Annotated in this window: 14 protein-coding genes and 1 other RNA gene; 2 read left to right on the forward strand and 13 right to left on the reverse strand. The window is 43.2% G+C overall.

Annotated elements, in window-relative coordinates; all coding sequences use genetic code 11:
* Positions 1-33: 33 nt before the first annotated feature.
* Together QEP06_RS05795 and QEP06_RS05800 are read right to left on the reverse strand one after the other, a co-directional pair.
* Entirely contained in the window at positions 34-765 is a 732-nt protein-coding gene (locus QEP06_RS05795) for an SIMPL domain-containing protein (protein WP_251832800.1), read from the reverse strand.
* A 74-nt stretch (positions 766-839) separates the two neighbouring features.
* The gene (locus QEP06_RS05800; RefSeq protein ID WP_285269463.1) at positions 840-1637 is read right to left on the reverse strand and encodes a peptidase associated/transthyretin-like domain-containing protein; all 798 of its coding nucleotides are present in this window, start codon (positions 1635-1637) and stop codon (positions 840-842) included.
* A 335-nt stretch (positions 1638-1972) separates the two neighbouring features.
* Between QEP06_RS05800 and ssrA the strand changes: the two genes are divergently transcribed.
* Positions 1973-2372: a transfer-messenger RNA gene (ssrA, locus tag QEP06_RS05805) on the forward strand.
* Positions 2373-2603: 231 nt separating this feature from the next.
* Positions 2604-2867, forward strand: coding sequence for a hypothetical protein (locus tag QEP06_RS05810; RefSeq protein WP_285269464.1), 264 nt, complete (start codon positions 2604-2606; stop codon positions 2865-2867).
* A 73-nt stretch (positions 2868-2940) separates the two neighbouring features.
* On the opposite strand, the gene pckA is transcribed toward QEP06_RS05810, so the two are convergent.
* The 11 genes from pckA to QEP06_RS05865 all read right to left on the reverse strand — a co-directional run bounded on the left by pckA (position 2941) and on the right by QEP06_RS05865 (position 23329).
* Entirely contained in the window at positions 2941-4545 is a 1605-nt protein-coding gene (gene pckA / locus QEP06_RS05815) for a phosphoenolpyruvate carboxykinase (ATP) (protein ID WP_285269465.1), read from the reverse strand.
* Positions 4546-4670: 125 nt separating this feature from the next.
* Entirely contained in the window at positions 4671-5579 is a 909-nt protein-coding gene (locus tag QEP06_RS05820) for a GYDIA family GHMP kinase (RefSeq protein ID WP_285269466.1), read from the reverse strand.
* A gap of 4 nt (positions 5580-5583) precedes the next feature.
* Positions 5584-6459 (reverse strand): ACP S-malonyltransferase, encoded by an 876-nt coding sequence (gene fabD, locus QEP06_RS05825; protein WP_285269467.1) that lies wholly within the window; start codon positions 6457-6459, stop codon positions 5584-5586.
* A 51-nt stretch (positions 6460-6510) separates the two neighbouring features.
* Positions 6511-8403 (reverse strand): LysM peptidoglycan-binding domain-containing protein, encoded by a 1893-nt coding sequence (locus QEP06_RS05830; RefSeq protein WP_285269468.1) that lies wholly within the window; start codon positions 8401-8403, stop codon positions 6511-6513.
* A gap of 37 nt (positions 8404-8440) precedes the next feature.
* A complete protein-coding gene (bshC, locus tag QEP06_RS05835) occupies positions 8441-10027 on the reverse strand; it encodes a bacillithiol biosynthesis cysteine-adding enzyme BshC (RefSeq protein WP_285269469.1) in 1587 nt (528 codons plus the stop codon).
* Between the two features lie 72 nt (positions 10028-10099).
* Positions 10100-12028 carry a putative porin gene (locus tag QEP06_RS05840; protein ID WP_285269470.1) on the reverse strand — a complete coding sequence of 643 codons (1929 nt, stop codon included), beginning with the start codon at positions 12026-12028 and terminating at the stop codon, positions 10100-10102.
* Positions 12029-12110: 82 nt separating this feature from the next.
* Positions 12111-13577 carry a RagB/SusD family nutrient uptake outer membrane protein gene (locus tag QEP06_RS05845; RefSeq protein ID WP_285269471.1) on the reverse strand — a complete coding sequence of 489 codons (1467 nt, stop codon included), beginning with the start codon at positions 13575-13577 and terminating at the stop codon, positions 12111-12113.
* A gap of 20 nt (positions 13578-13597) precedes the next feature.
* Positions 13598-16543, reverse strand: a complete 2946-nt coding sequence (locus tag QEP06_RS05850) for a SusC/RagA family TonB-linked outer membrane protein (RefSeq protein WP_285269472.1) — start codon at positions 16541-16543, stop codon at positions 13598-13600.
* A gap of 282 nt (positions 16544-16825) precedes the next feature.
* Entirely contained in the window at positions 16826-18319 is a 1494-nt protein-coding gene (locus QEP06_RS05855; RefSeq protein WP_285269473.1) for a RagB/SusD family nutrient uptake outer membrane protein, read from the reverse strand.
* 15 nt (positions 18320-18334) lie between these two features.
* Positions 18335-21340, reverse strand: coding sequence for a SusC/RagA family TonB-linked outer membrane protein (locus tag QEP06_RS05860; RefSeq protein ID WP_285269474.1), 3006 nt, complete (start codon positions 21338-21340; stop codon positions 18335-18337).
* 408 nt (positions 21341-21748) lie between these two features.
* On the reverse strand, positions 21749-23329 hold the full coding sequence (locus QEP06_RS05865; protein ID WP_285269475.1) for a RagB/SusD family nutrient uptake outer membrane protein: 1581 nt from the start codon (positions 23327-23329) through the stop codon (positions 21749-21751).
* Positions 23330-23335 lie beyond the last annotated feature (6 nt).

Here is a 23335-nt window from a genome sequence, read left to right on the forward strand (position 1 = left end):
TGTTCCTGTCGCAGCTGGGAAGCTTCGGTCACATTAATCGACCTGATACTCGAGTTTTATCGTAATGCTGGCTTCTTTTTCCTTTGAAGAAGTATTGAAAGTGCCACCGTAAGAGAATTCTTCCGTTGAATTGGGCTCCGTAATCTGTGTGACGCCCATTGTCGCTTTTTTAAGGTTACCAAGTTTGGAACCGGCATTTTCGGCAATTCTTTCGGCTCGCTGTTTGGCATCTTTGGTGGCGTCAGCGATCATCTGCTGTTTTACATCTGCCAGTTTCGTGTAGAAATAATTTGGCGGCGAGGAGGTGAATTCAATTCCAAGATTAATGATTTCTGTGATGTTTCGCGAAAGGTTTTCAATTTTTGCCACGTCTTTGCTGTCTATGGACACGCGCTGCGAAAGCTGATAACCGGCAAAACTCTGCTGACTCCGGCCCATGTTGTCTGTGGAATAGTTGAACTGCTTTTGGATATCAACTGCCGAGAACACCATCTCATTTTTCGGGATTCCTTTTGAAATTAAATAGTTTTCGATCACTTTTTTGTCATTCGCGAGTTCATCGTAGGCTGATTTAAGTTCAAAACTATTTCGCGAGAAATTTCCGCTCCAGGCGATAAGGTCTGAAGTGAACTTCTTTGTCCCCAAACCAGTGACAGAAATGGTATTATCAGACTGGTTCCGGTTCTTGATCGCACTTGCGAGAAATGCAAGCCCGATGATGAAACCTGCGGCAGCGATGGCGATGGCGATGATATTGCGGTTCATTTGGTCTAACGATTTATTATTAAAGTTAAGAAAAAAAATTAAACTCAGATTTTTATTTCTGGTCCTCTGTAAAATCACGTTCCTACTTTGTGGGTTTTAATATATTCCTGATAGGCCATTTTCATATCAGAAAGGATCGCCACGACATTGAAGCTTTTCCGGTATTTTTTCGCAAGCGAATAACTGTTATCGGCATAAATAAGAAATTTGTCAATATCCTCTTCGGTCCATCCTCTGGATGTGTAAAAGCTGAGATCGAGTTCTGCTTTGATCCGTCGGTAAAACGCTTGAGTTTCCGCATAATTCGCGGTAGAAATTGGCGAACTGGTTGTTTTACTTACCAAGCCTATAAGAGCAGACACGGCCTTTACCATATCGACCTGTCCGGCATTATAATCTTTTGGGGCAAATGCAGACGGAGTTATAAGTTTAGGCGAAGATTCTGTTGGTGGAGTTCGCATATAAGAGTCCATTGAAGAATTGAGCGCAACAACCCTTCTCGGTGGATCCAGAGATTTTACATCTTTCTTTAAATTACCCGATGCCTGAAAGGCGAGTTCTACTTCTTCTATCAGATAAGCTGAGTGCGTGAGGGAAATATTAAGCGGCCCGGAATAATTGTAAGTTGAAATCTTTGTTGACGAACGCTCGTAGCCGCTTTTTACAAAACGCAGTTCGTCTGAAGGTTTTGCGCCGATCATGTAATTTCCGTCTTTATCGGAATTTACCTTTTCACCGGTTCGGGTATTTAAAATGAGCGCATTTGGCAGTTCAGAGCCAAACTCGGAGCGCACCTTTCCGAAGATGTATTCCTGAGCGTGGGCCGAAAGGGCCATGAGAAGGAAGGAAAGCAGGAGTAGTTTTGTTTTCAATGCTAATTTTTTCTAAAAGTAGATTTATTTTGAAGATGCTTTGGGAAGTTTAACCGAAGTTAACGCGTTTTAAGAGTTTTTCTGAATTTAGAAGTTTTTCGGATGTTATTTTATCAAATTTTTTGAGGAATCGGGTGCCGCGGGAGGGATAGAAGCGGCATCCTTTTTTGGGAGGCGGCACCGGGCCGCCTCCCAAAAAAGATAGAGCGGATAGCCCGGCCCGAGGAAGGGAATGGAGGCGCGGCCGCCGCAGGCGGCCGCGCTGTAAAGACCGACCGAGGGACACGCCCAAAAAAAAATAAAATTTATTGCGTATCTTTGTAACCTTATAACATGGGGTTGACTGGTTTCGACAGCAAGACCAATGGGTAAGTAAGCATGCAGAGAACCGTAGCGCGATCTCTTTAATCCCTTGCTACACAATTTTAACTGGCGACCAAGAGTTTGCTCTTGCAGCATAATCCGAATCATAGTAGGATTCTGCGCTCTCCCGAAGCATAGTAAGGAGGCAAGATGTCTCACAAACGCTCTGTTCTGCGGCGTTTGAACCTGAGGCATAGCAATGCGGAAATAAGTCCCGGGAGACTTCGGTCCGGGATCGAAAATTTTAGAAGTTAAGCTGTAAATTGGGTGTCTGTGCTCTGTTTGCAGTCGAAAATCAAATACAGAATAAGCATGTAGAAAACTTATGTATTGCTTGTTTGGACGAGGGTTCGAATCCCTCCAACTCCACTTTTAAAAATATAACCTATTGTTTTTCAGTAGGTTATTTTATTTTTAAACGATTTTATATTTCTTCATTCAATTTCGTGTACTCTGTCTCCCGGAGCGGTTCCAAGCCTGAATTTTCATCTTTGATTATCTGAATCTCACACTTTGCAGGTGAATTTATGTAAAACACAGGAAAAACTGGAGTTTCTGTACCGAATATCTGCCGGATTAATATTAATTTTGCTGAAACACACAATGATGAATCTAAATATATTCCGGAAAAGAAGCAAGGCCTGCAACTTTGACAGCGAAGACTGGCGCTTCGACGACGACAAACAGATGTTCTGCCTTATTCTGAGCGTTCCCAAAACTAAAATCACGCCCCAAACCGTTGTTTATCTTTATAAAAAACAGGGCGATCGCTATATTTTCATGTCTGAAGGTTTTGAAGCCATAAACGGCAGTGAACTGGTCTATTATGCGCTGTCACCCTTTGGCGGAAAGATCAGAATTAAATAATATTCAAATTGCCATCACAAAAAAAGATCCTTTAGAAGTTCTAAAGGATCTTTAAAGTTTTAAGTGAATGATTTTATAATTGAGGGCCAGCCGCGACGAGCTTTTTCGCCTCGTCATTGTCGCAGTACTGCTCGAAGTTCTTGATGTAACGTGCCGCCAAATCGCGTGCCTTCACCTCCCATTCTGCCGCGTCCGCGTAACTGTCACGTGGATCAAGGATGCCTTCAGAAACATTAGGTAATGCTGTCGGGATTTCAAGATTCATTACAGGAATTGTCGTTTTTTCTGCGCTATCAATGCTGCCGTCGATGATCGCGTCGATGATTGCGCGGGTATCTTTAAGTGAAATTCTCTTTCCTGTACCGTTCCAGCCGGTATTTACCAGATATGCCTTCGCTCCGTGCTCTTTCATTTTACCGATTAAAGTTTTAGAGTACATCGTAGGATGCAGCGTTAAAAACGCTTCACCAAAGGCCGGCGAGAACGAAGGTTCCGGTGCGGTAATTCCACGCTCCGTCCCAGCCAACTTAGAAGTATATCCGCAAAGGAAGTGATATTGCGCCTGATCTTCATTAAGAACAGAAACCGGAGGCAAAACGCCGAATGCATCTGCCGAAAGGTAAACGATTTTCTTCGCGTGACCTGCTTTTGATGGCAATACGATTTTGCTGATGTGATAAATCGGGTAGGAAACACGTGTATTTTCCGTGATTGAATTGTCGGAATAGTCGGCTTCACCCTCATCATTTACCACTACGTTCTCCAGAAGTGAATCGCGACGGATGGCTTTGTAAATGTCCGGCTCTTTTTCCTCGGAAAGGTCAATCACTTTCGCGTAGCAGCCACCTTCGAAGTTGAATACGCCATTATCATCCCAACCATGTTCGTCGTCGCCAATAAGATATCTTTTAGGATCTGCAGACAGTGTTGTTTTACCCGTTCCCGAAAGTCCGAAGAACAGCGCTACATCGCCTTCCTCGCCCACGTTTGCGGAACAGTGCATCGATGCCATGCCTTTTAGCGGAAGGAAATAATTCATCATCGCGAACATCCCTTTCTTCATTTCGCCGCCGTACCAGGTGCCGCCAATGATCTGGATTTTCTCGGTAAGATTGAACATCACGAAGTTTTCAGAGTTCAATCCCTGTTGCTGCCAGTTCGGGTTGGTAGTTTTAGAACCATTCATCACGATAAAATCCGGTTGCCCAAAGTTTTCGAGTTCATAGTTTGAAGGACGGATGAACATATTGGTTACAAAGTGCGCCTGCCATGCTACTTCCATGATAAAACGAACTTTAAGTCTCGTGTCAGGGTTTGTGCCGCAAAAAGCATCTACTACATAAAGTTTTTTTGAGGTAGAAAGCTGTTTCAGCACAAGTTGCTTGCAGCTTTCGAAGATTTCAGGTGTTGTAGGTAGATTTACTTTTCCGTCCCAGAAAATGGTATCTTTCGTACTGTCGTCTTTTACTATAAACCTGTCTTTTGGAGAACGTCCTGTAAAAATTCCAGTTTTTACTGCCACTGCACCGGATTCTGTCACCACGCCGCGCTCAAAACCTTTGTTCTCCGGAGAAATTTCTGCCTGGAAAAGTTCTTCGTAGCTCGGATTGTAGATTACCTCCTGGTAACCGGTGATTCCCAAATCGTGTAGTTGCTGAATGATTTTGATGTTCTTCATGACTCTCTTGTATTTCTGTTTGATTACTTTTTGGAATGACAAAATTAATGATATCTAAGGGTATTGTCGGTTCTAAAAGTACTGATATTCATCACAAACGGCAAGTCTTTAAGACATCCTGATAATCAGAGAATTAATTCAGACCAGGTATAAATACAGCTAAATCCGCGTTCCGAAAAATAACGCTCGTAACCCGAAAATTTCCGGCTCATTACAAAGTCTCCGCCCCACGCACCAAGGCTTTTCACGAAAACAGGGCAATCTGAAAAGTATCTTTCTTTCACGGTCTTTATTAAAAGCGCGTTTGACAATTTTTGCTCATGCGCTTCCATCAAATTTGAAAACGTATCAATTTCAACCGTATTCACAACTTTATGTGTCAGGTCTGAAAACCACTCAATCAACTCAGGATCATACGGTAGTGCACGGTAGTGTTCAATACCTTCGCGGCTGTCCTGTTTTTGATTCAAATGAATAAAAATAAGTTCATCACTGAAAACAGGATTAAAATCAACCTTATGAACCCGTCTATCCTGCCCTGAAATCTGATACAGAACTGCTGATTTCTCTTTTGCAACCGCTATATCGTAACCGCTTCCGCCCAAACTCGCCTCATTTAGTTCATAAGGATTAATGCCAGCCCATTCGGCCATATTATTCATCAGCGTTGAACTGCTGCCCAAGCCAAAATTTGCGGGGAACTGTAGGTTCGTACGGATGCGGTAAGAGGTATTCTCTTTAAATTTAATTGAAGACAAGCGCGCAGTGTTCTTTAAAACCTTTAAGACAAACTCAGCCGCCGGAAGCAGGTTAGCGGACGTGATTTGCCAGTCCGAATAGCGAATTTCGGTGCTGAGCCAAAGCTCATCCTGGAGATAGGCTTCCCAATGTATCGTAGATCTTCCGTCACTTATTTCCTCAAAAAAAAGCTCCTGCCCCCATTTTGTAGGTACGGCAAGAGCCAGAGCGCCGTCCAGGACGGTATATTCTGAAGTTAAAAGCAGTTTTCCGGGCGAAAATAGTCGGCCTTTCATTACGCTAGATCGCGGCTGAGACTTCCACTTCGCTGTTAATTTTCCTGATCAATCCCTGAAGGGTTTTTCCGGGACCCACTTCGATAAAAGTCGTAGCGCCGTCTTTGATCATGTTTTGTACAGATTGTGTCCACTTTACCGGACCAGTAAGCTGGCTGATGAGATTTTGCTTGATTTCCTCAGGCTCGGTCACAGCTGTTGTCGTGATATTCTGGTAAACCGGGATCGTGGCATTGCGGAAACGTGTGGCTTCAATGGCTGCTGCAAGCTGCTCCTGCGCCGGCTGCATCAGCGGTGAATGAAAGGCACCGTTGACAGACAGCAAGAGTGCACGTTTTGCACCCGCTTCTTTCATTTTTTCACAGGCTTTTTCCACTGCGGACGTTTCACCGGAAATCACAAGCTGGCCGGGGCAGTTATAGTTAGCGGGAACTACGATACCATCAATGCTTTCACAAATCTCTTCCACCTTTTCATCGGCTAAGCCCAAAATAGCAGCCATCGAGCTTGGATTCGCATCACAAGCGGACTGCATAGCCTTTGCGCGCGCAGAAACGAGTTTAAGACCATCTTCAAAAGATAAAACACCGTTGGCTACCAATGCGGAGAATTCGCCTAATGAATGGCCGGCAACCATTGCGGCTCCAAGTCCATTCACGGCTTTCAGCGCCGCTACAGAATGGATGAAAATTGAAGGTTGTGTAACTTCGGTTTTTTTCAGATCCTCTTCAGATCCTTTAAACATAGTAGAAATGATATCGAAACCGAGGATATCATTTGCGGAGTCCATGAGGTCTTTGATGTCTTTCCGGGAATCATACAGTTCCTTACCCATGCCCACAAATTGTGATCCCTGTCCAGGAAATACAAGTGCTTTCATATAGAATTAGAATAGTGCGGTTATATTGTTTTTATTTTAAATCGCCTTCGCTTAGTTGGACAACAGTCTCACAACACGGTAACCTTTGTTCACATAGGCACCGTTGCGGATTTTTTCAAATTCAAATTTTGTCGCAAGCTGCGTTTGAACCTTGTTCATTTGCTTAAAGATCTCTCCCTTTTTATTCTCACGGCTCAGCATATCATTTACGATATCAAACCCGATGATTGAATATTTCGGTGGCGTTTTGCAATATTTGCTCTTGTAAGCTTCCAGAATTTCTTTTTCAAACCTGCCTTCAGAATCTACTTTGCGGTCCATCAGATAAACAAGGTTCACCTGGCTCAACTCGTCTACTTTGCGCTCAAAGATTGGCGAATAGTACATGCTGAACGCTTTGATACCGCTGATTTCTTTAGACAAAGCCATCATTCTGTTTGCAAACGCGTCCCCATCTGCATCGCGGTCACTTGCCAAAATAGCGATTACCGGTGCAGACTGACCTGTCATCATGTTTTTATCGGGCTCGATCTCTGCGCCAGAGTTCACAATGACAATATTGGCGTTCTTCAGCGTTTTTTCAAGGTTTGTCTTAAGGTAATTTGCATTCGATTTGTCATCATCAGCTACGATGTAGATCTTTTGGTCTGAGTAAACGTCCTTCACCTCTTTCACGATGCGGTCTGCAAATACCGATTGGTTTGTTTCAATAAGAATCAGATTTTCAAATTTCAACAGATCATCGCTATTTGCAAATGGTGCAACAACAGGAATTTTCTGCGTTTTCACATAATCGAGTACCTGCAGAACATTTGACTTAAAGAACGGCCCGATGATCAGGTCTGTATTATCAGAATTTATCTGCGTCAAAGAATTTTTAAAGCTTGCCTCGTTGCCGGCATCGATGATTTTCACATCCAGCTTTTGTCCGCTGGCGGCACTGCGCTCAATCGCGAGTTTGGCACCGGAAAGAAAATCCAGCGAAAGTGTGCGGAATTTAGAATCGTTGGTATCAAAGCCAAATGGCAGCATGATCACTACATTCAGTGCATCTCCCGATTTCTTTACGTACCCGGCGTCTAATTTTTTGATTTTTAAGACCATTCCCGCCTTCAAACCTGACGAAAGGTTCGGATTCAGCGTCAGCAACTCATCAAGACCGATCCCGAATTTATTTAGAATACCAAAAACGGTGTCACCGCTTTGCACGGTATAAGTCACATAGTCATCAGCTGTGGAAGTTGTAGTGTAAGTATTCGGTGCAGGTGTGTCGGTTTCAATTTTTTCCGTTGCCGATTTCGCCGGCGCTGGCGAACTGGTGTTTCCCTGTACGATTATCGTTTCACCCGGACGGAGACCTTTTTCTTCAAGACCCGGATTCATCGCAAACAGTTCTTTTTGTGTAAGACTGAATTTACGCGTAAGCTTGTAATAATTATCCTTTGGCTGAACCATGTAGGTGTCATTTGCGTCCGAATTTACTGTCTTTTCAGCCACAGCAGGTGTTTCAACTGATGAATTCTGCGCTGCAATCACCTGATTTCCACCATAACTGCTGATAGCGGCAAGGGGTAAAGTCACTTCAGACCCTATTTTCATGTTTGAATCCAGATTTGGGTTCAGTGCACGTAGGTCTGCTTCTGAAATTTTATATTGTTTGGTAAGACCGTAAATGGTCTGTTTAGGCTGAATAATGATCTTGCCAAGTTGTGCAGATTGCGCTGCTGGCTTGGAACCGGTAGATTTACCCACAACCAACACTTCACCGATGCTTATTTTACCGTCCTGAACTTTAGGATTCATCCGGTACAGCTCTGCGGTGCTGATGCCGTATTTTTTGGAAATATTGTAGGCGTTATCACCCTTCACAACGGTATGTATATTCTGCGCGCCCAAAGCGAGGGCAGCGGTAAATGCGGACAGAGCAATAATTTTTCTGATCATTTCTTAGGATAATAAGTACAAAAATAACGCATTAAAATTAAATGGAGATGACCGAAAGCACCGGTTTATCTACGTTGATCACCTCATAACAAGTTTGAAGCCACGTCTTGCCATGGTCTGCAAAAAACACCGAAAAATTCAGGACACGCTCCTGCCAGACGCCGCCCGGATGCACAGCCATAAATAAATCGTTGAGCTGCTGAAGTTTTTCGTTTTGCTTTATTTTCTCTGCGCGAAGCAAACGTTTCCGCATCCGTACGAAAGATTTCAGTTGCCTGGTTTTTTCGGCATCCACTAGATTTTGGAAACTTTTGTCTGTAAGTGCGGAGATGGAACCAAGTTCGTTAAAATGCTTTTGGAGCTGGCTTTCGCTAATATCTAAATATTTCAGGATTTCATTATCCGAGAGTAGTAAATCCCGCGTAACATTCGCAAAATTTTTATAAAAATCATCTATTTTGAGGTCAAGCCTGTCGATTTTGCCGAGCGTTTTTTCCTGAATCTGTACGATTGAATTTCGCGGAATGAGGATTGGAAACGGGAGTTCAAGCGCTGTGAAATAGTCTTTAAGTTCAAGCCAGTACATTATTTCGGCATTACCTCCGACGTACGCCACATTTGGCAACACGGTTTCCTGGTAAACTGGCCGTAAAAGCGCATTCGGACTGAATTTTTCAGGATGATTCTCTAATTCCTGCAGAAGTTCCTCTTTTGTAAAAGTGATTTCAGTATCGACAATACGGAAATTGTCACCGTCAGCTTCAATGCGGTTTCTTGTGTTGTTCAAATAGAACAGATTGATCTCCCGCGGATTCACCTGCACATTGCCGTAACGCGTCTCCAGCTCCTGTACGGCCGGCTTTGTCGACTCAAAAAGTGCTCTGGTCAATATTTCACCTTTGAATATTTCTTTCATCTGTTCCTTCAGCCGCACATCATTTCCGTCAAGGATCAACAGGCCATACTCTGCAAACAGCTCGTGAACCAAAATCCGTGTTGCCTGAGCGAGGGTATGTCCCTTTTTGTAAGCGCGCTGCATCATCAGAAAGAGTTCTGTCCCGAACACCGAATTTTTAAATTCACTTTCGAATTCTGAGATGAAATGATCATCTTCAATCTCGATTTCGCCCACAGGTCCGCCGGCGTTTGCACGTACTTCAAAGTAGTTTTCAGGCGTACGGAAGTGGTTGATCTCAGCAAAATCGTGATCTTCGGAGGCCATCCAGAAAATCGGGACTGTATATTGACCTGGAAATTTTTTGTTTAAATAATCTGCCGTTTTTATCGTCTGCAAAATTTTATAAACAAAAAAAACCGGCCCGGTAAAAAGATTTAACTGGTGCCCGGTGGTCACCGTAAATGTGTTGTTGAGGGAAAGTTTTTTAAGATTTAGCTGCTGATTATCACTTAGATTTAAACCTTTCGTTTGAGATTTTAAAGTATTAGCTAAAATTTCTCTTTGAGCGTCGGTGAATCTTTGCTTTTTAGCCTCAAATTTTTTCGCGAAGTTTTGATCGCTAAAGAGATCATCCTCAAACCCAGAAATTTTTTGATCCAGATAATCTTTTATCAAAGTCGGAATGCTTTCAATATCCTGAAATGGTATGGAGGTGATACTTTTCAAAACTGTTTGGTTAAATTTTTTGCCCGGATCCATTTATTTCTAAATCAATACGCAGCGTCTCAATATTAATAATTAGCTAAATAAATACCAGACGATCCCGAGATTCAGCCTGAAATCTGAGACCGGATAATAAGGCGCTGCAAATGACCGGTTTTTCTGAATGGTCGTATTCAGGTGCTGGGCCTCGATGAAGAAAAACATTCGCTTCACTTTCAAATTAAAATACACATCCACAATCGGTTGGCCGCCTATAGAATACGATGATGAGTTTGGAAGAATAAATTCGTTCAGCACCGGCGAATATTCCCGCGAGGCGAACTTGCTGAAGTAATAAGCCTTAATTCCCGTTTGAATCTCAGCTGCATCTTTAAACGCTTTAGACTGCCAGTAAAGGTTTGCGCGACCAATAAATTTAGGCATCGGAAGCAAATCCTGATTGCTGAGCGCCGTCTGGAAATGCACACGCGGATTCAAATGAAATTTCCCGTAACTGAATATCGCTTCACCGCCGATCTGCGAAATATTCAAAGCTGAATTACTTTGCTGAGATTGTGCTGCAGCATCCAGATACGTATAATTGTTAATCATGAAATAGTTGGCAAATACCGAACTTTTAAACCATTTCAAGTTTACCGAACCGCCAATTTCGGTAATCGTTTCATTGACTGGATTTTCAAGGAAATAATTAAACCTGCGGTAAACAGAAGGGTTCATCAACAGATTAAATGTTGGGGAGGCAGTTTGGAAATTCACTTTCGCATCTACAAAATAACCCGCGACAGGCTCGAATTTCAGCAGGTTCTGAGAGCGCAGATAACTGCCAAATTCTGTTCCGGTAGAAATCTCAAGGTTTGAATTAAGTGCAACTTTATTCCACAAATTGATCTGGAGATTGCCCACCGCGCCCAAACGGTTTTCTGAAAGTTCCTGCGGAATGTTCAGGGATGCTGGTAATGCCTCGCCGATACCGAGTTTAATGCTTTGGTGACGGACTCCCGCGTCGAGCTTGATATTTTCCTTATCGAAAATAATACTCACGGTGTTACTCAGGTTTTTCGAATACTTTTTCGAAGAAAGCGGATAATCTATGAGTTCTGAAATGTCATCAAAATAAAAATCCTGCGGCAAAGCCTGTATGAAATAATATTTGTTGCCCTGATGGTATAGCGTATGCCGAATCTTGAACGGAAATTTTTCCGATGCAAACGGCCGGAACTGATGACTAAGATAATAGCGGCGGTAAGAAAAACGCGAATCTGCGCCGGTAAGGTTTACCGGTAAATTGATGCGGTTGTCAAAATTCGAGTTATCGCCCAAAAACAAGCCGATATCTGCTACACCGCCATTCTCCTGGTTGTTGACATTTTGATGAACGAAATGCGCGAAAGCATCGTATTTGTTATTCTTCGAAACATAATGTCCGGAGAAAATCACGTTGTTGTTCGCCGCAAGATTCTCTTGATAAAGCCCGAGCGAACGCAAGCCCATATATTCGAGGGCAAAATTGAAGTTTTTACCAATATTTTGCGTGTACGTAGTTTGTAGGGCAGCACCGCTACTCACCGAGTTGTGATAGATAAACGAAGTGGTGGGCGTTTTCACATCATAATATCTGATGTCTTTTATCCCCTGGATGATAAACGACTTATTTGTAGGTAAAAGTGAGAGATTCTGCTCGGTATTTACTTCAAAAATCAAAGGCTGAAAACCCGAGCCGATGTTTGCAAACTGAATACGTCCGAAATTATCGCGGTTGTTGTACTGCGTAAAAACAAAGGTTTTTTCAGGCGTGAATGCGGTATCGAAAATCTTCTTTTCGCTGAACTGTGTCCGGAAAGTATAATCGTAAATAGTGGGTTTAAAAATCTGCAGCGAATCTTTTCGACCCGAATCGATGACAAGTGTGTCTTTGGGTTTTACACGGTTAGAATCGGTTTTATTGAGCACCTGGGCGCTAAGAGACAGTGATAAAAAGAATATACAGAGAAGGAGAATCCTCATTATTTATTTTTGTGAGACAAATGTAAGAAATATGGGCAAATAAAAACCCCGCCGGGTGGCGGGGTAAGTTTTAAGAAAAATCTTAGTTGTAACCAGGATACTGTTTTAGGTTAGCGTTGCTGTTCAGCGCGCCTTGCGGAATAGGGAAGACAAACAGTTTATCACCGGCCGGGATCGTACAGTTAATCGTACAGTTCGATGGTCTTACGACAGGCAGATTGTGTCTCTTAAGATCGAAGAAGCGATGTCCCTCACCATAGAGCTCCTTAGCTCTTTCAGTCAGGATATCATTCAAAAGGTCGGCACCTGTATAAAGCGATCCGTTTCTTGAAGCTGCAAATGCGTTAAGTTCTGTAAGCGCCTGCGCATTCTGACCGGCTAAGTACAAACCTTCGATTCTGTTCAAGTATGCTTCTGAATAACGCAGAATTTTCACGTCTCTTACGTAATTTCCTTCAGAGGTAAGTCTTGGATATTTGTTCATCCAGTAACCTTTCGGGCTGTCTGTATTCGGCGTTGTAGGTCCTGTGTTTGAAATCAAACCAGTGGTAAGTGAACCTCGACGGATATCTGTAGCTGCGAAACTGCTGTAAAACGACTGGTTGATCAGCATACTTCTACGTGAATCCTGACGGCTATAAAACACTGGAAGCGAAACGTTTGAACCAATACCATTAGCTCTGTTAGTCACCTGGTTGAAATCAAGTTCCCAAATAGTTTCCGGCTGCTCTTCTGAAGCAGTATCATCATTACCTGCAAAATAGCTTGTGTAGGCACTGATCGAATTCGTTCCAAGTCCGAATGAACCTGCAGGCGCGGAATCAATTACCTGTGTTGCAAGATCTACAGCCTTTTGGGCATCTCCCGCTGCACGGCGCGTAATGTATACTCTTGAAAGTAACAGTTTGGCTGCATCTTTTCCTAGTAATACTTTAGACTGCGGTGTAGCTTCAGCGTTTTGCGCACCTTCGGTAAGGTCTTGAATGATTCTGTCATAAACTTCAGCAACCGTTGCACGTGCCGGCTGAATGGTAACATCATACACATCCGTCACCAACGGCACACCATACTCCTGATTCACACCAGATGAAGGTGTAGGTGAGTAATAGTTCACCAAAATGAAGTAAGCCATACCGCGCAAAATCTTAGCTTCTGCTTTCATGCGGATTACCTCTTCATCTTCAGGGACCGAAGACTGAATCACGAAATTACATTTGGTGATCATGTCATACAAAGTTCCGTAAAACTTAAAATCATTTACGGTCGCACTGTAGTTGTAAGTATAGGTTGTAGTGTAAGATGAGTTCGAGTTCGAAACGAAGAATTTGTCACCCAAAATATCGGCAAACATTGTAGCTTCGGCACCAAGGGCATTAGCTGAGGAAATTGAAAGGTAAGCACCGTTCAGAAGTTGCTGAAGTTTGGTGGGTGTATTGATCTCGTTTAAGCTGTCCTGGTCGGGCGGAAGCAATTCCAGATCACGGTTGCTGCAGGAGTTGCTCGTGAAAAAGACCAGCGCTGAGGATAATATTATTAAATATTTTTTCATTGTTATATTAAATTTAGTCATTAAAAACCGATTTGAATTCCGAATGAAACGGTACGAACCACTGGAGAGGCGTACCAATATCTGCCTTTTCCAAGTGCTGACCATGAGTTGGAAGTTGATTCCGGATCATAGTTCAAATCTTTATCAAATACGTATGTAAGCAGGTTTGTCCCTCTTGCATAGATAGTCAGGTTGTTTATGCCGGTAGCATCCTTGAATGTATCGCCGAAAGAATATGCAATTCTGGCTTCTTTAAGTCTGATATGATCACCTTTGTTCAGGAATCGCGAAGATTCAAGTCTTGAACTTCTTGGGTTAGTGATCACCGCTTTCGGGTTGTCTGCACTGAAATTTTCAGCTCCCGGCGCATCAGTCCAGCTATTATAAAGCGCATCGGTAATCTGGTTTCTGGTCGCAAAACGTCCGTCGTGGATTGTGTAAGAGTGAACACCATTCTGCACGTAGAAATCAAACTGCCCTGAAAGCATAAAACTCAAAGTAAAGTTTTTGTAGTCGAATGAGTTTGTAAGACCAACGTTATAAGTTGGGAATGCATTTTTACCCATCCATACCTTCTCCGCTTGTGCCTTGTCATTTGTTACAGTGGTGCGTGAACCATCAGTATACCAAATACCGTCACCCGCAGAAATACCATTGGCTGCATCATCGGTTTGCGCTACACCTGCCCAAAGCCATGTGTAATATTCACCGAAAAGTTTGCCCGGAGCAAAAGCTACAAGTTCATTACTTCCATCAGATGTTTCTCCTTCAAATGTTACCAGATCAACGTTCAGTTTTTCGATTCTTGATTTTCCGTAAGATCCATTCGCATTGATGTTCCAGCTGAAGTTTTCAGTCCGTACCGGTACTGCATCCACTACCACTTCAAAACCGCGGTTTCTGATGGCGCCAACATTGTCATAGAAGAAAGTAGGACCACCTGTTTCCACCGCCGGATAGGAGCGGAAGATTGCCTTATCCGTCAGTTTGTCGTAATAATCTAAGGTAAATTTGAGCCTTTCATTCAGAATTCCGAAATCTGCACCTACATCAAGATGCGCAGATTCTTCCCAGCTCAGGTTACGGTTACCCGCCGAAGCGATAAATCCATTACCACCGTATGGTCCCCAACCGATGTTGGAATCATAAACAAGTGTCGCGTACTGGTTGTACTGGCTGTACCACTGGTCTGCGTAAGGAATATTACCCAGGACACCGTAGCTTGCACGAAGCGTCAGTGACGAGAAAGCATCAGGCATGAAAGATTCATTCATCACATTCCAGGAGCCACCTAAAGACCAGAAACTACCCCATTTGTTTTCACCCAAAGTGGAGTTACCGTCACGGCGAAGCTGCCCTGAAATCGTATACTTACTGTCTAAAGTATAATTAAGTCTTCCGAAATACGAAATCTGTCTCCACTGCTGGTCTGTGTTTGAGGCAAACTGCTCATCAGAGAAACCAAAATAAGGTCTGGGATCGTTCTGCGTGAAAGTAATCGCCTGGAAGTTGTTATAGGTATGATCCTGATACTCCATTCCGAGGAATGCCTGAACATTGTGACGTCCATTGAAGATATTTCGGTAACCTAATGTATTCGACCAGTTCCAGTCGAAAATTGTAGTGCGGAAATCACCAAGGAAACCTTGAGTATCCGTCATGATCGTATACACAGGATGCCCCGCAAGAACGTTTTGTCTTTCCGTCATGAACTGTGCCTGCATACCGTACAGGGAATTGAAATAGAAATTCTTGATGAACTGATAATCCATATTCGCTGAACCGATGATGGTGTTGATCGTAGATTTCTGGCTGGTCTCATCCAGGATAGAAACCGGGTTGAAACCTGGTGTTGGTGAGCCTTCACCCAGATCCTGATTGTAGTCACCGTTCTCAAGATAAATAGGTCTCAGTGGAGAAATCATGATCGATGATGTAACCGGGTTTGCCGATGCACGTCCACCGAAATAGGTTTGTCTTTTGATATTTGAATAATTGAGGTTTACCCCAAATTTCAGTTTATCAGATGCTTTGTGATCTACAGCCGTATTTACACTTATTCTGTCAAAGTTTGAGGTTTTGATCAGTGGGCTATTGTTATAATACGTTCCACCGATACGGAAAGAGGTATTCTCGCCACCACCTGATGCAGAAAAGTTGTAAGTGTTTACTACAGATGAAGTTCTGTTTACGGCCTTTACCCAATCTGTATTGGTGGTCCCGTCATAATTACCCTCATAGGTAGGTTCTGAGAGGAAAAAATTTGTAGCCTCCTGCAGTGTAGAAAAGGTTTGGCCCAGAAGGTCCTGACTGTTCCACATCAAGATTCCACCATATTTAATGTATTCGTCAGAAGACATCAGTTCCATCTTGTCGAAGGCGCGGTCCTGTGTTCCGGTCTCAGTAGAGAATTCAAAACGTGTCTTTTGGTTATACTTTCCTTTTTTAGTGGTAATCAGAATCACACCGTTCGCACCGCGTGAGCCGTAAAGTGCAGTAGCCGAAGCGTCTTTCAGCACTGACACATTTTCAATAGCATTCGGGTCGATCGCGGAAAGCGGGTTCCACGATTCCATCAAGGAAGCGTTATCTGATCCCTTCCCTACAATTACACCATCGATTACGTATAGTGGGTTTGGCGTACCAAGAAGAGAACTTACCCCACGGATGGTTACCATATTTGATGATCCCGGATCACCACTGGCTGAAGAGAAGTTGAGCCCGGCCACACGGCCGTTCAATACTTCATCCACCGATGAAAATGGTGTGCTTTCAAAATTAGCCTTGGAAACTACATTATATGCGCCCACTTTCTGAGCCGGATCCAGCTTGATCCCCCCGATCAGTACTACCTCCTGAATTTCTTTAGTTTTAGTTGCAGTATCTCTGTTTGCCCGCTGCGCATTCAATGCGTGTCCTGCAAAGAAAAGCACGCCGATACTTAAAACTCGTAATTTTACATTCATATTAACACATTTTAATATTTTAATAGGCAAATATGTTAATTTATATTAACATAGCCAAAACAATTTTTAGGAAATTGCAATCTTTTTTTTGTTCTGGTACGGAATGTGTGACGTAATACCCATTTCTTTTCCAAAATGGCAACGATACCCGTTAGCGCCCGATTTTACACGTTTTCGTGAACGGAACTGAAGCTTTGATCTCGACGAATTACTTAAATTTTAAATAAAAAATGCTCCACCCAAACGGGTGAAGCACTTTTATAAATTACAACGTCTAAACTATTAGAAGTTCGGATTGTTGTTGATTTCTGCCTGAGGTATATCATACGTCAGTCTATCATCATCAGAGTTGAAACTCTGGCCTGCAAAGAACAAGTGGTTCGGACCTCTCTTCACCGTTGCCTTGTTTCTCTTCATAGCCAGGTAGCTCTTACCTTCACCCCACAATTCGATTCTGGTTTGCAGATAAATCTCATTCAATAGAGCTGTACCAGAAAGACCGGAAATGTAAGATGTATCCGCGACTCTGTTAGCTAAGAAAGAGCTAAGTACTGTTCTTGCCTGAGCTTCGTTTCCAGACTTCGCAAGGGTCTCAGCCGCAAGAAGGTGGAACTCATCAACACGCATGTAAAGGTAGTCTGTGATCACGATACGCTGACCACCGATTGTACGCGCAGGATCAAAGAATTTATTCACAGGAACAGCAGGATAATCAAATGTACCCGCAGCATCAGCAGGAGCCGTAGTGAATCCGCTGGCAGTTTCATTTACAGATCTGAACTGGTTTCTTCGGATATCATCTGCACGCATTGCACTGTAAAGATCTAAGTCAATAGATTTAGCATCACCAACCCAAGAGTAAGAGTACGTGGTAATATCTAACTGACCCCACCAGCTGATCAAGTCAAGATCGTTTGCCAGTGTAAGGTCGAAGCCCCACATCCAACTTGGAGTCGCCAGGCTATTGAATCCGCCCCCTGTAGCACTAGCTTCGTCAAATACAAGGTCACCTGCAGTAGTTTTAGGGAACTTAGCAATTAATTCTAATGAAAGAGTAGCTGCTTTCGCGTTATCTCCCATTGCAGCATATGTGTATGCCAACAAACCTTTAGCCACATCCTGATTGATCATCCCTTTGTTTGCACGGCTGAAACCGTTCAGCAAAGTTACTGCCTCAGAAAGGTCCTTCACGATCTGTGCGTAGATCTCAGACTGTAAAGCTTTAGGCTTCGCTGCTACACCAGTATCCGTATAAAGTGGAATTGCAGGTGATGCCGGATCATATTTGGTAGTGAAATACTGAGTAAGGTAGAAGTATGCATAGGCCCGTATCGCTTTTGCCTGACCCATTGATGCTTTATCGCTGGCTGTAGCAGGAACGAAATCGTTTCCACCCAATCCCGCGATTACATCGTTTGCAGCGTATGCAATTCTGTAGTAATATCTCCACGGCATGTAGTTGGAGTTATTAGTAAAGTCAGTAGTCGCTGTAAGGTTGGCAATGTTTCGGTACCATCCATAAGTTACACCGCTCAGTACCATATCACCCGACAAAAGGTCTGCAGTGAGGTCGTAACCTTTCTGACCGTAATCATCATGACCCGTAGTACCTCCTGTTCCGGTATTTACCATCATCAGGTAAAGACCGTTCAGTTTCGCCTGAGCTGGCGGATTTGCCAACGTTTCCGTCGGCTCGCTTTCCAAAAACTCATCTCTACAAGAAGTAGTAGTGAAGAGTAGTCCCATCATGGAACCTAATATAAGTAGCTTTTTCATTTGTTAATTAAAAATTTAGAAGTTTGTCTTTACACCAAACGTAATGGTAGAAAGAGGTGAATATCTGTAAGTGTTACTGTTCCCGGTTTCAGATGTTGTAGGGTTGAAACCTTGTCTCTTAGTTTGGATCCACAAGTTATCTCCCGTAAGTGAAATAGTAAGACCGTTAAGTCCAAGACCTGCAAAATATTTGTTTGGCATTGTGTAAGCCAGTCTCACATTATTCAACACAAGATAATCAGACTTTGTGAGGAACCTTGTTGACATACTGTTATAGTTAGTATCTCCAGTACGGTTGCTGGTAAGTCTTGGTACATCTGTGATGTCACCTGGGTTCTGCCATCTTTGCATGATATCCTGGTGCCAGTTGTTGTTACCTACGACACTGTTGTGCATCAATGCTGCGTAAGCGCCGTCATAAGCGTATCCACCGATACCATACAGGAACTGAGCAGATAGTGAAACCGCTTTGTAACCTGCATTTACAGAGAACGCACCTCTAAGGTCAGGAATAGCTGATTTACCCACATATTTCTGAGTTGCTTGTGTGTAGTTTTCTGTAGTTGCTTCCAACACTGTAGCTCCAGGATTAGCGGCTAAAAACTCAGCAAGTGACGCGATCTGCTCACCAGAATCGAATTTTCCGTTACCGTTGTTATCCGTATAGCTTACGTTCCACATGGCTGCACCCGTTGCAGGGTTCACGCCAGCCCATTCTCTCATATAGAAATCATAAAGTGAGTGACCTACTGATCTACCGAAGCCAACTTCAGCTACATCAATAATCTTTGGCTGCTGCGTAGAAGGATCAATTGGCATTCTGGTAAGCTTGTTATCAAGCCATTCACCGTTCACAGAAAGATCTAAATAGAAATCGTCTTTATTAATTACGTGACCTGTCAATGTAAATTCAACACCCTGGTTCACCAAAAGACCGTCGTTTACTTTCAGGATTGCGTTACCTGTAGAAGGTGCAAGTCTTGAATCAAAGATAAGCGCGTCTGTAGTTTTGTGGAAATAATCTACAGAACCTTCAATAATTCTGTTTTTGAATAAGGTGAATTCTGCACCCGCATCAAACACTTTAGATTTTTCCCATGTAAGTTCTGGGTATCCGATTCTGTCAAAAGCCGCAGCCGGAAGATCCATAAAGTTACCAGGGTTGTACACATTGTACCCAGGGTAGTAACCTACACCTGCCTGATCACCTACAGTACCGTAGCTGGCCTTAAGTTTAAGTCTGTTGAAAACGTTGCTGTCCTGCATGAAAGCTTCTTTGTTTACAACCCATCCAAGACCTACGGAATAGAAAGTATCCCATTTGTCATTAAGGAATCGTGAAGTACCGTCTCTTCTCACACTTGCAGAAAGCAAATATTTACCTTGGAAATCATACATTGCCTGACCAAAGAAACTTTCAAGCGCATAGTTGTAAAGGTAAGAATATGCCGGGTTCTGGTTGATTGCGTTGTTGAATTCGCCACCATCAGGAATTACCAAACCATATTTAGAAACTGACATGTAGTTGTATTTCCAGTCAGTTGTTTCATGTGCAGCAAAAGCTTGTACGTTATGATCTCCAAACTTCTTCATGTAACGAAGCAACTGAAGGAAGTTGTATGAAAATAATTCTGTACGAACTTTATAAAGTGATCCGAACTGGGAAGCAGAGCTACCGTAGTAAGGGTTGCTGTAGTCGTTTCTGGAGTTGTTGTAATACTGACCACCGATTCTTGTTTCGAAGCTCAGGTCTTTGGTAATGTCAGCTTTCAGGAAGAAGTTCGCGTTCATTTCGTGCTTCTTTCTGTTATCCAGGTTGTACGTTGCGTCCGCAATAGAGTTAGTAAGTGCACCGAAACCTCTACCGTTACCATAATCGTACTGGTATCCACCATAATATGGATCATTTACGAAGCCACCCTGAGCATTTCTAAGGAACAATGGATAGATAGAAGGAATGTTATCTACGAACCAGAAGATACTCCCACTGTCTTCAGTCTGGCCGTTTCTGTCTGTATCAGAGAAAGCATAACCCATGTTGAACTCACCTTTCAACCAAGATTTAGCCTGGTGTGCGATGTTCAAACGTCCGCTGTAACGCTCATACTTAGAGTTGATGGTATAACCTTCATCTTTCAGATAACCGATACCGGTATAATAAGTAGTCTTTCCTTCACCACCGCTGATGCTGAAGTTGGTCTCAGATCTCATAGAGGTCTGGAAACCATAGTCTCTCCAGTCTTCCGGGTTATATTTTCTTGTAACACCTTCTCTTACCTGATGTGTAGCAGGATCAATCAACTGTGCTGCCGTAGCATTCCACATATTATATTGAGTTCTTACACCCGCCGTAGAGAAAAGTCTTGCATTAGCATAAGCTACAGGATCTGCACTTCCGCTTAGTCTTCCCTGGTTGTAAAGTGCTTCCCATGAAAGTCCGATGTATTGTTCCGGGCTGCGGATCACATCGTAACGCGGGATTAAAGGTGCATTGAAACCAATTCTAGTGTCGATTGTTACTACATCTCTACCGGCTCTACCTTTTTTAGTCTGAATCAATACAACACCGTTCGCACCTCTGGAACCATAAATTGCGGTTGCAGTAGCGTCTTTAAGAACAGTCATGTTTTCGATGTCGTCTGGGTTGATCGCAGATACGTTACCTGCAAACGGAATTCCGTCTAAAACATAAAGCGGCTCTCTGTTTCCACTTACCGATCCGAAACCTCTAATTCTGATAGAAGGCTCAGAACCCGGCTGTCCGGAAGTAGTAATAACACGTACACCAGCAGCTTCACCAGTCAGCGCCTGTGCAACGTTCGATACATTTTTCTTAGCAATGTTCTCACTGCCAACTTTGGAAACCGATCCAGTGTAATCTTCTTTTTTCACTGCGGTATAACCAACAATCACCACCTCATCTACTTCAACAGTTCTTGTTGAGTCAGTCTGAGCATATGCCATTCCTCCTCCTAAAAAGAAGATAACACCTGCTCCGAGTGCTTTTAATTTCACATTCATCTTAACACATTTTTTTTAAATTGAACGCAAATATGTTAATTATATTTAACATTAACAAACCGCTCCAATACTCAGGATATTTATTCGTTTTTGATTTTACAATGGTTAAGCGTGATTAATGCCTCATTATAAATAATTGAAAACCTTTTTTGGATTACTTCTGTTAAATTTCTAAAATCCTTACATTAACTAAAATTTTGATTTTTTTATAATTTAACATTTCAGCGTGAGCCACAAGCTGCGAATTAGATTAAATTTTAATTATTTTCTTGCCTTTAAAATAAAAAGCCACCAAAAAACTTATCGTTTTTCTTACGAATTTGCTTTTTTAAAAAAAATCCGTCCCTTTTGCGAAAAAAGGACGGATTAACGAAAAATTAACTGAATGAAGTTTTCATTCAAAGGATGTTACCATCCAGGGTTTTGCTCTGCCTGCAAAATAGGATTGTTGGTAGTGGAGCTTAATGGGAATGGCCACAGCACTCTGAAGTCTTCCTTCGGTATCATCGCCACACCGTAAGGTCCTGTATATGGCGTACCCAGAGTAAACATAGCTGCAGTAGGCATTGCGTTAGCTACTTTAGCCGGGATTCCTGGCATTGGCACCAAATCGTCGTACAGTAATCTGTGAATATCATTCCATCTCATACCTTCGCCCAAAAACTCAATACGTCTTTCAGTGATGATCGCATCTACCATTTCGGTAGCATTAGCGAACGAGGCCGCAGTATACGCTTCAGTTGCCGGTGCAGCTAGTGCGCGGTTTCTTACCTGGTTCAGCTGTGTAAGAGCCATAGGCAGATTTCCGAGACGGGCATTTGCCTCCGCCATACTCAGCACTACCTCAGCATATCTCAGGATAGGGGTTGCATCGGTGAGGTTCGTGATATCTTTGTATTTGTTTGAAAATTTCACACCTGACGCTGCGGTTCTCACCATAGTACCTTCTTCGCGACGCTTGTCGGTAGCTGTCCAGCGCGGATTTCTCCAAATAATGGGGCTGATACAAACCAGTGAACGGTTATTATACATAGAAGCTAACGCCGCATTTACACCAGGGTTTGTAACTGCCGAGTTTTCAATGGAGAAAATAGACTCTGTGTTGCCATAATTGCTGGTGAACGGAGCTGATGGCGCGCCTAACGCATACCCGGCAGCAAGTTTAGCTCCTTCAGTAAGCACTTTGTTCCAGTCACGCATGTTAAGATACACCCGCACTTTTAGTGCCGCTGCAGCTTCCTTAGACGCTCTTGTGATCTTCATGTTACCCGTACGCGTCGTCTTACTCGGCATCATACTTTCCGCATTGTTCAGATCCGTAATAATCTTTGCATAAGCTTCTGCAACGGTTCCACGACCTACGGCTAAAGCCTGATCAATAGTCGCTGGAGAAGTGATTGCGAAATCTCTATAGGGAACACCTGGATGTGTTGCTCCGGTAGTGAAATTGTATGGTCTTGCAAAGTGCTTAAGCAACTCAAGATGCGCCAATGCACGGAAGAAATACATCTCACCTGCGTACCCATCCTTTACAGCTGTTGTAATTACGCCGCCTTCTGCAGCTTTCGCAGCCCCTTCAAGTACAATATTCGCCTTGTTGATCAGTGCATAAAGGTTTTCATAGTGGTGAACGTTGTTTGCCGTACCTGGATCATAGGTCGCAGTGTAAGTCAACTGATAGAATGTGGCGGTATTCACCATATCCTCTCCACGCATATCACCCTGCACGGTATAGGCCGAACCGAAGGCATATCCGCGCGGCGTGTTGGCCGCACCGGGAGCTGTATAGTAAAATCCGTTCTGAGCCGCGTTGTACACTCCCATTACCGCCAGGTCTACGTTAGCTGCCGTAGAAAATGCCAAGTTCTCATCGATGCTGTTAAATGGCTTCAGGTCTATAATCTCATCCCGTGAACAAGATGTCCCGGCAAAAGCGACCGCTGATAGGGATAGCACCAATCCCAGTTTTTTAATTATATTCTTTTTCATTTTTAT

It is taken from the genome of Kaistella rhinocerotis (assembly GCF_030243905.1).
GTDB lineage: Bacteria > Bacteroidota > Bacteroidia > Flavobacteriales > Weeksellaceae > Kaistella > Kaistella rhinocerotis.

Bases quoted from the DNA above. Each gene is read 5' to 3' on its own strand.
- QEP06_RS05850 (WP_285269472.1), bottom strand. From the start codon at position 16,543: ATGAATGTAAAATTACGAGTTTTAAGTATCGGCGTGCTTTTCTTTGCA.
- QEP06_RS05840 (WP_285269470.1), bottom strand. From the start codon at position 12,028: ATGAGGATTCTCCTTCTCTGTATATTCTTTTTATCACTGTCTCTTAGC.
- QEP06_RS05865 (WP_285269475.1), bottom strand. From the start codon at position 23,329: ATGAAAAAGAATATAATTAAAAAACTGGGATTGGTGCTATCCCTATCA.
- QEP06_RS05855 (WP_285269473.1), bottom strand. From the start codon at position 18,319: ATGAAAAAGCTACTTATATTAGGTTCCATGATGGGACTACTCTTCACT.
- fabD (WP_285269467.1), bottom strand. From the start codon at position 6,459: ATGAAAGCACTTGTATTTCCTGGACAGGGATCACAATTTGTGGGCATG.
- QEP06_RS05820 (WP_285269466.1), bottom strand. From the start codon at position 5,579: ATGAAAGGCCGACTATTTTCGCCCGGAAAACTGCTTTTAACTTCAGAA.
- QEP06_RS05845 (WP_285269471.1), bottom strand. From the start codon at position 13,577: ATGAAAAAATATTTAATAATATTATCCTCAGCGCTGGTCTTTTTCACG.
- QEP06_RS05810 (WP_285269464.1), top strand. From the start codon at position 2,604: ATGATGAATCTAAATATATTCCGGAAAAGAAGCAAGGCCTGCAACTTT.
- QEP06_RS05860 (WP_285269474.1), bottom strand. From the start codon at position 21,340: ATGAATGTGAAATTAAAAGCACTCGGAGCAGGTGTTATCTTCTTTTTA.
- pckA (WP_285269465.1), bottom strand. From the start codon at position 4,545: ATGAAGAACATCAAAATCATTCAGCAACTACACGATTTGGGAATCACC.
- QEP06_RS05795 (WP_251832800.1), bottom strand. From the start codon at position 765: ATGAACCGCAATATCATCGCCATCGCCATCGCTGCCGCAGGTTTCATC.
- QEP06_RS05830 (WP_285269468.1), bottom strand. From the start codon at position 8,403: ATGATCAGAAAAATTATTGCTCTGTCCGCATTTACCGCTGCCCTCGCT.